The following is a 15,098-nucleotide window of genomic DNA, read 5'->3' on the forward strand; positions in this document are numbered from 1 at the left end:
GCGGCAGCATTATGGCATCGTTTATGGACGGCAATCCTTCGTTGAAGGGCATCCACCAGGAGATCAAGTCGAAGATGGAGAAGTCGGTGGAAGACTTTCGCGGACATCTGGCCGCTGCACGTACCGGCCGCGCCAATGTACACATGCTCGACCAGATCAAGGTGGACTACTACGGCACGGAAACGCCGGTAGCACAGCTGGGACAGGTGAGCACGCCGGAGCCGACGCTGATCCTGGTGCAGCCCTATGACAAGGGCATGGTCGCGGCGATCGAAAAGGCGATCCGTACCTCGGGCACGGGCCTTAACCCTATGTCGGACGGCACTGTGGTTCGCGTTCCGGTTCCCCCGATGACGGAGGAGCGCCGCAAGGACGTCGTCAAGCAGCTGCAGAAGACGCTGGAAGATCACAAGACGGCGATCCGCAATATCCGCCGCGACGGCAACGACCAGGTGAAGAAGACAGCCAAGGACAAGCTGATCTCCGCCGACGACGAGAAGCGCGCAGGCGAAGAGATTCAGCAGCTGACGGATGGTGAGATCAAGCGCGTCGAGGATCTCTTCAAGTCGAAGGAAAAGGAAGTCATGACCTTCTAAATCCTGCGCGGATGGCGGGACGCGCCTTTGGCGCCAGTATCGGCTGTTAAAACAGCAAAGGCCTCCGGGATCATCCGCGGAGGCCTTTGCTATTTCTAAAAGCGAAATCGGTTAGGTGGTGTGGTCGATGACGATCTTCCAGCCCTTGTCGGTCTTCTCGAGTACCAGCGAGAAGAGGCCGGTGGCGTTGCCTCCGTCTTTCTTTCCTCGCTCCAGGGTGTAGCGGCCGATGACGACGGCGAAGCGTTCGTCGAGCGGCTTGACCTCCAGCTCTGAGAAGCCGAGCGTGCCCATCGCAGCCCTGTTGGGATAGTCGCGGCGATAGCTCTCAAGCAGGCCATCGAAGCCGCGGTTGACGGTGTTGGTGATGAAGAGAGTGTCCGGAGCATTCTTGTAAGCCTCGGAGAAGGCTCCGAGATCGCCGCGATTCCAGGCTGCCTCCTGTGCGAGCAGTACCTTGATGACGTCGAGCTGCTGCTGCGGAACGGTGCCGAGCTGCTGCTCTTTTTGCTGAGCCTGCAATGCGGGCAGGGCAAGCGCGATGATGAGGACGGCAGGCAGGAGTGAAGCGAAACGTCGCACAGAACACCTCTGGGTGATTTGCCCCCACTGTAACAAAGCGCCTTCTGGTTACTCGTGAAGAACGTCGGGCGGGCAGTGTTCTGTGCTGGCGGTCGGCATGATCCAGATGATGGTCACGAGGGTGATGAGGCCGAGTGCGATGTAGGAGTGGAAGTGCGCCAGCGGAACCGCTGCGCCGTAGAGCGCGAGGCTGGCCATGTGCTTGCGCTGGGTGGCCACATCGGAGGGGATCAGGCGGCCTTCGCTGCGGAGCAATCGCTCGACGGCGAGCCGGAGCAGGAAGAAGGTCAGCGCGGTGAAGATCATGGATGCGGCATAGATAGAGACGGAGAAAGAGTCCGACTCTTTTTCGATGACGTAGGCGGTGAGGAAGGGAAGCAGCGACGCCGCGAAGAGAAAGAGCAGGTTGGCGTAGAGGACGCGGTGGTCGCAGCGTTCGATGCGGCGGATGAGGTAATGATGATTGACCCAGTAGATGCCGCCGAAGCAGAAGCTGAGCAGGTAGATGAACAGCATGGGAGCGATGCTCAGCAATCCGGCCATACCGTTCTCGTGCGGCACCTTGAGCTCGAGCACCATGATGGTCAGCACGATCGCCAGGACACCGTCGGTGAAGGCCTCGAGCCTTGTGGTGGGAAAGTGTTTTTCCGGCATGTGCAGACGATATCGCAGGCTAAGGGGAATTCCTAGTGGCTTAGAATGAAGGCATGAGCCAGAGCGTGGCCAATACGCGCACGGTGCATGCGGTCTGTTCGCACGACTGCCCGGACTCCTGCGGCGTGCTGGTCACGGTCGATGCACTGAGCGGACGCGCGACGAAGATCCAGGGCGATCCCTCGCATCCGGTGACGCGAGGCTTCCTCTGCGGCAAGGTGGCGAAGTATCTGGATCGCGTTTATTCGCCGGACCGTCTGCTCTACCCCATGCGCCGCAGGGCGGGAGTGCCGAAGGGACCGCTGCCGCAGGGACGGGAGGCCGAGGCCTTCGAGCGCATCGGCTGGGACGAGGCGCTGGACGAGATCGCGGCGCGGCTCAAAGGCATTGCAGCAGAGCACGGGCCGGAGAGCATCCTGCCATACAGCTATGCCGGAACCATCGGGCAACTGGGGTTCGGCTCGATGGACCGCCGGTTTTTTTATCGCCTGGGGGCTTCGCAGCTCGATCGAACGATCTGCTCGTCTGCGGGTGGCGCGGCGCTGACCAGCGTGTATGGCATCCGGCTGGGTGTTTCGCCGGAGGACTTCGCGCATGCGGGCTTCATCATCGCGTGGGGGGCGAACATCCATGGCAACAATATTCACCTGTGGCCGTTCATCGAAGAGGCTCGCCGTCACGGTGCGCGTCTTGTCGTAATCGATCCTTACAGGACACGCACAGCGGCCTTGGCGGATGAGCATCTCGTCATCAACCCCGGCACCGATGCCGCGCTGGCGCTGGGCATGATGCACGTCATCCTGCGCGATGGCCTTGAAGACGCAGAGTACGTCGCCAGCTGCACGCACGGCTTCGATGAGTTGAAGGCGCACGCTCTCAAGCCGAAGCATGCTCCCGAGGCGGTGGCGAAGGCCACCGGGATCGACGCGGCGACGATTGAGCGGCTGGCACGCGCGTATGCGACGGCTGGCCGCAACGGGAGCCGCCCGGCGGCGATCCGGCTGAACTATGGCATTCAGCGCTCGGAGAACGGGGGCACGGCGGCGCGTGCGGTGGCGATGTTGCCGCTGCTGACCGGAGCGTGGCAGTACAAGGGAGGCGGGCTGCAGCTTTCGACCTCGGGCTCGTTCCCGTTCCGCTCTGCTGCGTTGCAGATGCCGGAGCTGATGCAGGCCAGCCCGCTGGGCAGAACAGCGCGCACCATCAACATGAGCCAGCTGGGCGAGGCGCTGACGGCGCCGGATGCCGGTGTGGGCGGACCGCCGGTGAAGGCGATGTTGGTCTATAACTCGAACCCCGCGGCGGTCGCCCCGAACTCCAACGATGTGCTGAGCGGCATGAAGCGCGAGGACTTGTTCACTGTGGTGCACGAGCAGTTTTTCACCGACACGGTGGACTATGCCGACTACATTCTGCCCGCGCCTACCTTTCTGGAGACCAAGGATGTGCAGGGCGCGTACGGGCATCAGTATGTGCAGGTCTCGCAGCAGGCGATTGCGCCGCTGGGCGAGGCGCGAAACAATGTGCGGCTCTTTGGTGAGCTGGCGCGGCGCATGGGTTTCACCGAGGCGTGCTTCGACGACCGTGAGGACGAGCTGATCGAGCAGGCGCTGCCCGCGGACCATCCCTGGTTCGAAGGCGTGACGCGGGAGTCTCTCGAGCGTGAAGGGCACATCCGCCTGGCGATGCCGAAGAACGAGCACGGCGATACGCTGCCCTTTTCGACGGCAGAGTGGTTTCGCAGCCCCAGCGGCAAGGGCGAGCTGGTGCCGGTGCCGGTCTTCAAGGCTCCGGTCGAGTCGCGTGCCAATGCAGGGGAGTATCCGCTGGAGTTTCTGCCGCGCAAGGCGGACAACTTTATGAACTCCACCTTTGCCAACATCCCTGTGCACCAGCGGATGGAGGCAAGGACGGCGGGGTACCTGGAGATGCATCGATCGGATGCGGTGCCGCGCGGGATCATGGATGGCGACGAGGTCGAGATCTTCAACGCGCGTGGATCGATTAAGCTGCGGGCGCACATCGACGGCCAGGTCGGCGAAGGTGTGGTGGCGGCTCGGCTGGAGTGGAACAAGCTCTCCGGCGGCGGCCTCAACATCAATGCGCTGACCAGCGAGCGTCTGACCGATATCGGCGGCGGCGCAACGTTTTATTCCACGCTGGTCGAGGTGCGGAAGGCATAGACTTGTCCTGCCGCGGCGATCCCTTTGAGGCGATCCGATTGCGGCATCACTTCGACTCTTTACCAACCAGCAGACAGGATATTGGAGTGGGCATGAACGAGCGGCTGCCGAGCCTTGATGTGATTCGCAGCGCAGCGGAGCTGGTCTACGGCACCATGCCTGCGACGCCGCAGTTCAGCTGGCCTCTGCTGAATCGACGCGCCGGTGCGGAGGTGTGGTTGAAGCATGAGAACCACTCGCCTGTAGGCGCTTTCAAGATTCGCGGCGGCGTGGTGTACATGGACTGGCTGCGGCGTGAGCATCCCGAGATCACGACGGTGGTCTCGGCGACGCGGGGCAATCATGGTCAATCGATTGCGCTGGCTGCGGCACGCAACGGCATTCGCGCCGTGATCGTGGTGCCCTTCGGCAACAGCTCCGAGAAGAACCGTGCCATGCGTGAGCTGGGCGCCGAACTGATCGAGGCAGGGGATGATTTTCAGGCGGCGAGCGAATATGCCGCATCGCTTGAGCGGGAGAACGGCTGGCACCGGGTCCCGAGCTATCATCCGCTGCTGGTTGCGGGTGTCGCGACGGGAGCCCTGGAGTTTCTGTCAGCTGTCCCGGAGCTGGATACGGTGTATGTGCCGATCGGCATGGGGTCGGGGATCAGCGCGATGGTTGCAGTCCGCGATGCCCTGGGGCTGCGGACCCGCATCGTGGGGTGGTCTCGAGTGCAGCCCCGGCGTTTGCGCTTTCGTATGCGGCCGGGCATCCGGTGGAGCATGCCGCTGCGACCCGGATCGCCGATGGCGTCGCCTGCCGCCTGCCCAGCAACGACTCCGTTGCGATCGTGCGGGAGAGCTGTGATCGTCTCCTGGAGATTGACGATGATGAGGTGGAGGCAGCGATGCGTGCCTTGTTTGCCGATACCCACAACGTCGCCGAGGGAGCCGGGGCCATCGGGCTGGCGGGACTTCTGAGGGACCGGCCGCAGGGGGGAACCCGGGTAGGAACGGTCATCAGCGGAGGCAATGTGGATAGCTCGGTCTTCGCCCGTGTGCTGGCGGCGACGCCGGATTGAGGGGAAAAGTGCACTTAGAACGAGGCAGTGCGCCGATTGGCGAAAAGTTTCACCCGGTTTCTTTCTCGGTAACCGGTTTTTTTGTGCAAGTTCCGGGGCGACCGGATTCGCTAACCGCCCTTGCGCTCCCATATAATCAAGACTCCCCAACAGGAACCGGCGGGGCGTGATTTTTCAAGCAGTGAGGGTGTGCGTATCTTTACCGTAGATCGAGAGAGCGGAAGCTCCCTGAAGAGCAAGACCAGGCCTGTGTGCACTCGCTCCAGCAGCTCCCGCATTGCTTATGCCGCGTCCTTTCTGGGAGTTGCCCTCGCGATCGTTCCGTCGCTGAGCGCCCAGGTTGCCCCCACGACATCGAACACAGCGCAGACCCTTTGCCAGCCGCAGGTTGTCGGCAATCGCCGCATCCCCAAGGAATCGGTGCTGGCGCGCCTGTTCTCGCATCAGGGCGATGTTTACGACGAGCAGGTGGTCGAGCGCGATTTCAACTCGCTTTGGAACACCGGCTACTTCGACGATGTCCGCATTGAGCGGGTCGACAGCGACAAGTGCGTCCAGCTGGTGATCTACGTCCGTGAGAAGCCGACCATCCGCGAGATCAACTACAAGGGCGTCAATGCCGTCTCGCAGTCCGACATTATGGATGCGCTGAAGAAGGCCAAGGTGGGCCTCTCGGTCGAGAGCCAGTACGACCCGACCAAGATCAAGCGCGCCGAGAATGTGTTGCGCGAGCTGCTTTCGATGCACGGCCACCAGTTCGCCACCATTAAGACCGAAGTGAAGACCATTCCTCCCGCTGCGGTCGCGCTGACCTTCACGGTGAAGGAAGGCCCGACGGTTAAGGTGGGCAAGATCCAGTTCGACGGCAACAAGACTGTCCCGGACCGCACGCTGCGCTACGCGATGAAGAACCTGCGGCCCATCGGCGTCCCGCACTCCATCATCCTCGAGAACCTGCTGGCGCGTACCTTCGACGCCTCCAAGCTGGATGAGGACACCGAGCGCGTGCGCCAGGCGTACCGCGACCGCGGCTACTTCAAGGCGATCACCAGCGAACCGGCCACGCACATCCGCGATGCCGGCGGCCTGAACCCCTTCACGCTGCGTCCCTCCAAGGGCAAGCGTATCGACATCCTGATGCCGGTCGAAGAGGGCGAGCGCTATCGCCTGGGCGGCATCACCTTTACGGGCAACAAGCATTACCCCAACACCAAGGCGCTGCGTGCCCAGTTCGCGCAGAAGGACGGCGAGTACTTCAACGCCACGCTCTTCGGCAAGGGACTTGAAGCTCTGCGCAAGGCCTACGGCCAGGGCGGTTACATCAACTTCGTCGGATCGCCGAACCCGCGTGTCGACGAGGCGAAGAAGCTGATCTATCTCGATATCGATATCGATGAGGGCGAGGCCTTCTACGTATCGCGGATCGAGTTCTCGGGCAACAGCATTACGCGCGATAAGGTCATCCGCCGCGAACTGATGCTCGACGAAGGCCAGGTCTACAACTCCCAGCTCTGGGATCTGTCGATCATGCGCCTGAACCAGCTGAACTACTTCGAGCCGCTGAAGGCGGAGCAGGACTCCGAGAGCCGCCAGAACGCAGAAGACCATACCGTCGACCTGTTGCTGAAGCTGAAGGAGAAGGGCAAGAACTCGATCGGCCTCAACGGCGGTATCAGCGGCCTGTCAGGATCGTTTGTCGGCCTGAACTACGAGACCAATAACTTCCTCGGCCTGGGAGAGACCCTCTCGGTACAGGCGAACATCGGCAACCTGTCGCGTAACCTGACCTTCGGCTTCACCGAGCCTTACTTCCGCAACAAGCCGATCTCGCTGGGCCTGCAGGTTTCGACCAGCAAGTACGACTTCAACCCGGGTAAGAGCTACGCCGCCTCCGCTAGCGCCAGCCAGAACCTGACCACGGCACAGCAGTCGCAGCTGACGAACTACAACCAGTCATCGAGCGGCTTCACGCTTTCGGTCAGCTCGCCGCTGCGTCACCTGTTCGCGCACAGCGGCGTGACCCGCGTCGGTGTCTCGTACGCCCTGTCGCGCTCGTCGGTGACGACGTTCAACGACAATACGCGTAACGTCTTCCAGACGCTGGCCTTCCGCTCCGGTGTGCAGGGTCAGAACCAGCTGACCGGCATCATCTCCTCGACGATTACGCCGAGCTTCAGTTACTCCAGCCTCGATCGTTCGGTCGGACCGCACTCTGGCCGCGATTTGAACATTGCGCTGCAGGTCGCGGGTGTGGGCGGCAACATTAAGTATGTCCAGCCGGTGGTCACGTACCGCCAGTACCATCCGATCAAGGGACTGAAGCTTAATAAGGAAGGCCATAACGTGCTGGCCTACCGTATGCAGCTGGCCCACATCACCGGATTCGACGGCGAGGTGGCACCGCCGACCAACCGTATCTACTCCGGTGGCGAATCCGAAATCCGCGGCTTCGACGTGCGTTCGGCATCGCCCTACACCTTCATCCCGGTCCGGACGATGTTCAACCTGACCAATCCGGATGGAACGGTGGTACCGCGCGATCCGACCAACCCGACGCTGGGTAACGTGCAGATTCCTCTGCCGATCTATCGCCTCGTCTCCATCGGCGGCGATACCAGCTTCACGGGTAACCTCGAGTACCGTATCCCGATCATCAACCAGGTCACGTTCGCGTTCTTCACCGACTTCAACATGACCTTCGACGTGTACAAGAGCCAGCTGCGCCAGAGCGTCTCCGGTCAACAGGAGATCTCCAGCCCGCTGTACGGCTGCCCCACGATCATCAACGGCGCCTGCTACGGCGGCCAGCAGGTTGCCTTCCCGAACCCGCTGCAGACCGTCGGCTCCACCAACTGGGTTCCGCGCATGTCGAACGGCGCCGAGATCCAGGTTATTCTGCCGATCGTCAACGCTCCGTTCCGTATCTTCTACGCGTACAACTCGCTCCGCCTCTACAAGGACGTTCCGCAGAGGCTGGCGACGGATGCTGCAACCTACCGCGGCTTCTTCCCGAACTCCGGCGCAGGCGAGTACACCTACCAGCAGGCGCTCCAGCTCTACGGATCGGACTATACGCTGCGCGAGCCGCGTAAGACGCTTCGTCTGACGGTTTCGACAACGTTCTAGTCTGCATACTCGAAACACCTTGCAACGGCCCGGTCGGCTTCTGTCGCCCGGGCCGTTGCTCTTAGAGAAGACATCTGACGGGGACGAACCCGGGAGGAGGCCGATGGCCACCGTATTGAGCGCAAGTCCGTTTTTGATGTTCCAGGGGCAGGCCGAAGAGGCGATGACGCTGTACGTCTCGCTCTTCGAAGATGGCGAGGTCCTGGAGGTGCTGCGCTACGGCGCAGGCGAGCCGGGCAGGGAGGGTACGATCAAGCGCGCGGCCTTCTCCGTCGCCGGGATGCGGCTGATGTGTATCGACAGCCCGATCGAGCACGGCTTCAGCTTTACGCCGGCGATCTCGCTGTTCGTTCCCTGCAGCGACGAGCAGCAGATTCAGCGGCTGGCCAGTTCATTGAGCGAGGGTGGCAGCGTGCTGATGCCTCTGGGCAACTACGGCTTCAGCCGCAGCTTTGCCTGGGTGAGCGACCGCTTCGGTGTGAGCTGGCAGCTGAATCTCGATTGAGTCTGGCGGGAGTGAGGCCCCATCCGGGCTGAAGGCCGTCCGGACGGGGTAAGGCAGCTAGTAGCTGCGCTGATACATGCGCGAGATGCGGTCGTGCCAGCCGAGACGGTCTTCGTCGAGCAGCGCCCACAGCAGTCCAAGTCCAAGCGGAGCCGTGGCGAGCGCGGTGGCGAGGATCCGGCGGCGTATCGCGGCGCGGCTGGGGTTGTCGTCGGAGAAGCTGCACAGGCCGATGCGCGCGTAGCGCATGCCGGGCGTCGCGTCGGAGAAGGTAAAGAAGAGGTACTGGTAGCCGAAGCTGAGCGCCAACAGGGCAAACAGACCCGACAGGACCGTCTGCTGCACCGAGAGCTGCAGACCGCCGGGGGTGAAGTGGGTGATGGTGAGCGATGCTGCGGCGATGAAGAGCAGAAAGCCCATCAGCACCATCGAGAGATCGACCGTGGCGGACATCACGCGCAGGCTCAGCGGCGCTGCCTGAAAGGGCATGGCGTAGAGATGTCGGGTCTCGGCCGTCGGCTCCAGGTGCTGGGCCGGGCGGTCGCCCGCGGTTGCATACTCCACCGGCAGGTTCGGCGAATAGTCGTACGCGGCGTAGGAGGCGTGCACGGCGCCGTTGACGGTGGCGGCCATCGAGCCGCGCGGCTGGGCGTCGAGCAGGATCGAGCTCCACTCCGGTGCAGTGGCGTCGAAGTCGGGGGAGGACGAGATCTGCTCGCTCTCCACCTCGAAGATGCGCATCTGGTGCGCCCCGGTCTCCATGTCATCGATCAGCGGACCCTCGGCCAGGCGGGGCCGTGCGCGACGCGGGGCTACCAGCTGGCGCGGAAACTCGATCAGGTTGGCGGGAATGTCGATCGTCGGCTCGACCGGCTCGAAGACGGGGGCCTGGCGGAAGGCGATCTCTTCGTCCAGCGAGTAGGTCTCTTCGGGATCGAATCCTGCATTGAGCGCTTCGATCTGCTCGCGGATCTGCTGGTGCCGCGCAGCTTCATTGCGCAGGCGAAGATCTTCGGGAAGCCGGACGGTCAATGGAACCTGTGGAGCAGGAGGGGTGAAGAGGTCCAGCTCCGGCGCGTGCGGCAGCGGTTCCCGCTCGATGACAGCAGGGAAGGAGGATTCGGCGCCGGGAGGAATGACGAGCTGCGGCGCTGCCGGTTCGGCGGCGTACTCGTCCAGCTTCTCCAGCAGGTCGTATTGCGCCTGCGCGACGGCGGCAGCATTCAGACGCGCGATCTCGGCGGCGGCCTCTGCCTGGCGGATGGCTCGCTCGGCCTCTTCGGCGAGGAAGGCGCGATAGCTCTGGGAGTGTGCGTAACGCTCGGCGACGGCGGCAGCGATGCGTGAGGCGCGGTCGCGGGGGGGAGCTGCGGGCCGAGGCTGCGATGTCTCGGCGGAGGTGGTTCCGCGGCGGCTGCGGTGCGCGGCCAGGCGTGCGGCGACCTGCTCCTTCAGGGCGAAGGTCTCCTGCGCTTCGTCGGGGCTCGCCAGATCGATGCCGGATTGTAGTTTTCTCTCTGCGCTCATGGCTTCTGTCTAAAACCTCGAACCCGTTTGAGGAGAAATTCGGTTAGCCTCAAAGAGTGGTAGTTTGTCTGACACGATTCGATTTAGCCGACAGGGCCCGTAGACGGTTGCTGCGCGGTATTTATCTCTTGATAACTATCACGCTGGCGCCGGTAATTCATCCACAGTTACGTGCGCAAGAGGTGTCGAGTGAGGCACCTCGGCCCGTTGCGGCGGAGACGCTTCCGGATGCACCGGACGATGGCCGGGAGAAGGGCTACCCCGAGGCCGTCATCGTGCCTCTGCCCGACGATGGATCGACGGTAACGATCGAGAGTGCAGGGCCGCAGACCAAGACCGGCAGCCGCTATACGCTGGATCGCGATGTGGTGATTACGTACAAGGATCGCAAGGTCGAGGCCGACCATATCGACTATGACAGCGACACCGGCGAGATGAATGCCGCCGGACACCTGAAGGTCACCGGCGGAGAGAACGACGAAGTCATCAACGCCAGCCGCGGATCGATGAATCTGAAGACCCAGACGGGTCGGTTCTTCGACGTGAACGGCTCGGTCGGGCTGCATGGGAGCAAGACCAGCAAGAATATCTACAGCAACGGTCACCCGTTTCTCTTTGAGGGGAAGGTCGTCGTCAAGACGGGGCCGAAGAACTACGACATCTACGACGGGTCGGTGACCTCGTGCGAGCTGCCGCACCCGGACTGGCAGCTCTTCGCCGGCCGGTTCAGCGTCAAGGACGGCAAGGCCTCGGCACACAACAGCACCTTCCGCGTGATGGGCATGCCCCTGGTATTTCTGCCCTATATCACGCATCCCTCGGAGGGAGAGCAGCGGCAGAGCGGCTTCATGATTCCGGTCATCGGGCAGTCGTCGACGCGCGGTTTTGTGCTGGGCGAGCAGTTTTACCTGGTGCTCAGCCGCAGCGCCGACCTGACGGTGGGCCTGGAGTACTACTCCAAGCGCGGCTGGTCGCAGACGGGCACCTTCCGCTATCGCGGGCTGGGCAACAACTTCGTGATGGCGCACTACAGCGGCCTGCTGGACCGCGGCTATATCTCGGACGGCCAGTACATCAACCAGGGAGGCGAGGACATCCTCTTCTCCGGCCGCTACGACCTCAGCGCGCATACGCGCATGGTGGGCAATGCCGAGTATCTCAGCTCCTACGCGTATCGCACGGCGTTCGACGATAACTTCAATCAGGCGGTTTCGAGCGACATCCTCTCCGTCGGTTACCTGACGCACCAGGCTGACGGCTATAGCTGGTCGATCCGCGCCGACCGCTACCAGGGTCTTAAGCAGACGGCGACGGCGACGCAGACCGAGCAGCAGATCCGCATCTTCCATACCCCGGCCTTCGATCTCTTCTCAACGGAGCACCGGCTGGGGCAGACCGGGCTGGAGTGGAGCGTGGAGAGCGAGGCGACGTCGCTCAAGCGGGTGCAGCCGAACTTCTCCACCACTGGCCTGACGCATCGCTTCGACCTGCATCCACAGATCGCCTTTCCGCTGAAGGCGGGTGGGTGGAGCGTGCGGCCCTCGGTCGGGGTACGGGACACGCTGTACACCCGCAGCAAGGAGAACCGCACAACGGTGCCTCCGGTGGAGAGCGGCGAGGGCATCAACCGCGCCGACGTGGAGTTCGATGTCGAGGGACGGCTGCCGGTGCTGGAGAGGACCTTCTCCTCGCCGTTCGTACACAAGCTGTTTGGCGACGACATCCGTCACACGATCGAGCCGGAGGTCGACTACCGGCTGGTGCGCGGTGTCGACAACTTCCATCGTGTCCTGCGTTTCGACGATACCGACGTCGTCAGCAATACCAACCAGTTTCAGTACGGCCTGACGCAGCGGATCTTCGTGCATCGCAAGAGCAACAAGCCATGTCCCGCGGTGGTTATCCCCTATGCCGGGCAGACATGGATGTCCACGGCCTCCCCGAACAACTCGGGATCGACCCCGGGGGCGACGACCTCCGACCCTGGTTATACGGCCTCGCCGGAGAGCTGCGGCAATCGCGAGCTGATCAGCTGGAAGCTGGCGCAGGTGCATTTCTTCGACCAGAACTTCGGTGGTGCGGTCGTGACCGGCCGCAGAAATATCTTCGATTCCACGCTGGCGATCTCGGGCGTCGCCTTCCTCACGGAGCCGCGCGCCATCTCGCCGTTGATCTCGCGGCTGCGGGTGAGGACCTCGGACAACGTGGATGTCGAGTGGGACTTCGACGTGGATACGGGGGCGAAGAAGTTCACCTCGAACAACGTGCTGGTCAATATCCACGAGGGGAACATCTTCTCCGGTCTCGGTTATGCCCGCCTGAACGCCCCGGGCCGGTTCAACGTCGCCGGTTTCTCGTCGGCGATCTCGGACTTTACGCAACTGCGCCTGCTGCTGGGTTATGGCGGCCCCACGCACAAGGGCTTCGGAATGGCGGCCAACGCCGGCTACGATCTCCATCTCTCCGAGCTGCAGTATGGTGCGCTGCAGGTGCAGTACAACTGGGATTGCTGCGGCTTTTCCGTGGAGTACCGCAAGTACGAGCTGGGGTCGGTGCGTAACGAGAACTCGTACCGCTTCAACCTGACGCTGGCCAACATCGGGTCGGCGGGCAATCTGAGCCGCGCCCAGCGCCTGTTCTAGTGGCTCGCCCGGTCGCGGCCTCCACGCCAGCGTGAGATAATGGAGTATTGTGTTGAACGTGGCCCGGCTGTCTCATCTTTCCCTTCTTGCGCTGATGCTGGTTCCTGCCGGCTGCCACGCCCAGAGTCCCACCGGAGGCAAGCTGTCTCCCGAGCTCGAACGGCGTGTGGAGATCCTGCTGCGTGCCAAGACCAATCTGCCGCCGACCTACGACGTCATGATCGGCCCGCGCACCCATAGTGATGTTCCCGGCTACGACGAGATCTCGGTGATCTTTACCTCCGAGGGCAAGACGACCAAGCCGATGACCTTCCTGCTGTCGACCGACGGCAAGACCGTGGCCCAGTTCTCGAAGTTCGACATCAGCAAGGATCCCAAGGCGCTGGTGACGGACAGCGGACGTCCTTCGCGCGGCGGCCCGGCCAGCGCGCCGGTGACCATCGTTGGCTTCGACGATCTGGAATGCCCGTTCTGCGCCAAGATGCACAGCGCGTTGTTCCCTGCGCTGCAGGAGCGCTACAAAGACCAGGTTCGCATCGTCTACAAGGACTTTCCGCTCGAGCAGATCCATCCCTGGGCGGTGCGCGGGGCGATCGACGCCAACTGCCTGGCAGCGCAGAGCGCTACCGGTTACTGGAACTACGTGGACTACGTGCACGGACACGTGGGCGAGATCGGCGGGACAGAGAAGACGCTGGCCAAGGCGAACGAGAATCTGGATACGCTCGCCAAAGACGAGGGCAAGCGTCAGAAGGTCAACGAGGTGACGCTGAACGCCTGTATCGAGAAGCAGGAAGATACGGCGATCAAGGCGTCGGTGAAGGAAGGCATGGATCTTGGCCTCGAGGCGACTCCGGTGTTGTATATCAACGGCGAGAAGCTCGAGGGGGCGTTTCCCATCGAGTACGTCTACCGTATGATCGATAAAGCGCTGATCGCCGAGGGCAAGACGCCTCCTCCTCCCCCGCCCGCCCCGGTTGCAGCGCCGAGTGCGCCTGCTGCAGGAAATGCGACTCAGCCTGCGAACCATGCAGGCAGCCAGAAGTAAAAGCATCGAGGAGAGCAACAAGTGACCAATGTATTGACTGCGAGAATGAGTTCGTCTTCGGTGCGCCGCTTTGGCCGCGCCTCTCGCCCGGCCCTGCTGCTGGTGGTAACGGCGCTGGCCGGCTGCAATCATGCGCATAACGCCGATGTGGTTGCGACGGTGAACGGCAAGCCCATCATGAAGACCGAGATGGACAAGCAGTACCAGAACCAGCTCGGCGAGGCCCAGCAGCAACAGCAGCAGCTGACGCAGGAGCAGGCCGAATCGCTGAAGCTGAACGTGCTGAACTCCCTCATCAACGAGGAGATCGTCGAGCAGCGTGCTGCCAAGATGAATCTCACGGCCTCGAATGAAGAGGTGGATGCCAAGGTCAACGAGATGAAGGCTCCTTACAGCCAGGAGCAGTTCGACGAGAAGCTCAAGGCCAGCAACCGCACGCTGGACGATCTGAAGCACGACATCCGCCGCAGCCTGACGATGAACAAGCTGCTGTCCAAGGAGATCGACTCCAAGATCAATGTGACGGATGCGGATGTGTCCAAGTACTACAACGCGCACAAGTCGGAGTACAACCTGGTGGAGACGCAGTATCACCTCGCGGTGATTCGCGTGACCAGCGTGCCCTCGAACCAGCCCGGCAACCTGCAGAACAGCAAGGCGACCAACGACACCGAGGCCAAGAAGAAGATCCAGGCTCTGAAGAACCGTCTCGATAGCGGCGAGGACTTCGCGGCGCTGGCGATGAACTTCTCCGAGCAGCCGGAGACGGCTTCGAGCGGCGGCGATCTCGGCTTTGTGCCGGAGTCGCAGATGAAGGCTGATCCTTCTGTCTACAATGCGGTCACCAAGCTGAAGAACGGCCAGATCACGGAGATTCTGCCGCTGCTGGATGGGCAGACCAAGAAGCCCGCGGGCTATGCCATCTACAAGGTGATCTCGCGTGAGCCTGCCGGTCAGCGCGAGCTGAGCGACCCCAGCGTGCAGCAGGCGATCCGCCAGCAGCTGCAGAACGGCCGCTCGCAGCTGCTGCGCAGCGCCTACTTCGAGATGCTGCGTGACCAGTCGAAGGTGGAGAACTTCTTCGCCGAGCAGGTCTTCAAGAACGAAGCACACTAAAGAGAACGAAGCACTAAGCACCTGCAGCTCCGCGACGGGCTGTTAACGGAAACGGA

General features: G+C 62.5%; 10 protein-coding genes and 1 pseudogene. 8 read left to right on the forward strand and 3 right to left on the reverse strand.

What is annotated here, in order from left to right:
• Window positions 1-11: 11 nt before the first annotated feature.
• A complete protein-coding gene (gene frr, locus PW789_RS10545; protein ID WP_299375785.1) occupies window positions 12-596 on the forward strand; it encodes a ribosome recycling factor in 585 nt (194 codons plus the stop codon).
• Window positions 597-707: 111 nt separating this feature from the next.
• Here the strand turns inward: frr and PW789_RS10550 are convergent, their stop codons facing one another.
• Both PW789_RS10550 and PW789_RS10555 read right to left on the reverse strand, forming a co-directional pair.
• The gene (locus PW789_RS10550) at window positions 708-1,178 is read right to left on the reverse strand and encodes a nuclear transport factor 2 family protein (protein ID WP_299375541.1); all 471 of its coding nucleotides are present in this window, start codon (window positions 1,176-1,178) and stop codon (window positions 708-710) included.
• 48 nt (window positions 1,179-1,226) lie between these two features.
• Entirely contained in the window at window positions 1,227-1,832 is a 606-nt protein-coding gene (locus PW789_RS10555) for a TMEM175 family protein (RefSeq protein WP_299375544.1), read from the reverse strand.
• Window positions 1,833-1,885: 53 nt separating this feature from the next.
• Between PW789_RS10555 and PW789_RS10560 the strand changes: the two genes are divergently transcribed.
• The 4 genes and pseudogenes from PW789_RS10560 to PW789_RS10575 all read left to right on the forward strand — a co-directional run bounded on the left by PW789_RS10560 (window position 1,886) and on the right by PW789_RS10575 (window position 8,709).
• On the forward strand, window positions 1,886-4,015 hold the full coding sequence (locus PW789_RS10560; RefSeq protein WP_299375547.1) for a molybdopterin-dependent oxidoreductase: 2,130 nt from the start codon (window positions 1,886-1,888) through the stop codon (window positions 4,013-4,015).
• 155 nt (window positions 4,016-4,170) lie between these two features.
• Window positions 4,171-5,078: pseudogene (locus PW789_RS10565) on the forward strand (threonine dehydratase).
• A gap of 189 nt (window positions 5,079-5,267) precedes the next feature.
• Entirely contained in the window at window positions 5,268-8,204 is a 2,937-nt protein-coding gene (gene bamA / locus PW789_RS10570) for an outer membrane protein assembly factor BamA (protein ID WP_299375549.1), read from the forward strand.
• Window positions 8,205-8,307: 103 nt separating this feature from the next.
• Window positions 8,308-8,709 carry a VOC family protein gene (locus tag PW789_RS10575; RefSeq protein WP_299375552.1) on the forward strand — a complete coding sequence of 134 codons (402 nt, stop codon included), beginning with the start codon at window positions 8,308-8,310 and terminating at the stop codon, window positions 8,707-8,709.
• A 57-nt stretch (window positions 8,710-8,766) separates the two neighbouring features.
• Here PW789_RS10575 and PW789_RS10580 read toward each other — a convergent pair whose 3' ends face one another.
• Window positions 8,767-10,236: an RDD family protein gene (locus PW789_RS10580; RefSeq protein WP_299375555.1), complete on the reverse strand. Its 1,470-nt coding sequence runs from the start codon at window positions 10,234-10,236 to the stop codon at window positions 8,767-8,769.
• 182 nt (window positions 10,237-10,418) lie between these two features.
• Here PW789_RS10580 and PW789_RS10585 point away from each other — a divergent pair, with 182 nt between their 5' ends.
• From PW789_RS10585 to PW789_RS10595, 3 genes are read left to right on the forward strand one after another with little or no spacing between them, the layout of a single operon-like run.
• Window positions 10,419-12,878 (forward strand): LPS assembly protein LptD, encoded by a 2,460-nt coding sequence (locus PW789_RS10585; protein WP_299375558.1) that lies wholly within the window; start codon window positions 10,419-10,421, stop codon window positions 12,876-12,878.
• A 49-nt stretch (window positions 12,879-12,927) separates the two neighbouring features.
• Window positions 12,928-13,926, forward strand: a complete 999-nt coding sequence (locus PW789_RS10590) for a thioredoxin domain-containing protein (protein ID WP_299375561.1) — start codon at window positions 12,928-12,930, stop codon at window positions 13,924-13,926.
• Between the two features lie 21 nt (window positions 13,927-13,947).
• Window positions 13,948-15,042 (forward strand): SurA N-terminal domain-containing protein, encoded by a 1,095-nt coding sequence (locus PW789_RS10595; RefSeq protein WP_299375564.1) that lies wholly within the window; start codon window positions 13,948-13,950, stop codon window positions 15,040-15,042.
• Window positions 15,043-15,098: the final 56 nt, after the last annotated feature.

Origin of the sequence: Edaphobacter sp. (genome assembly GCF_028283685.1) — a bacterium.
In the GTDB taxonomy this organism is placed as follows: domain Bacteria; phylum Acidobacteriota; class Terriglobia; order Terriglobales; family Acidobacteriaceae; genus Edaphobacter.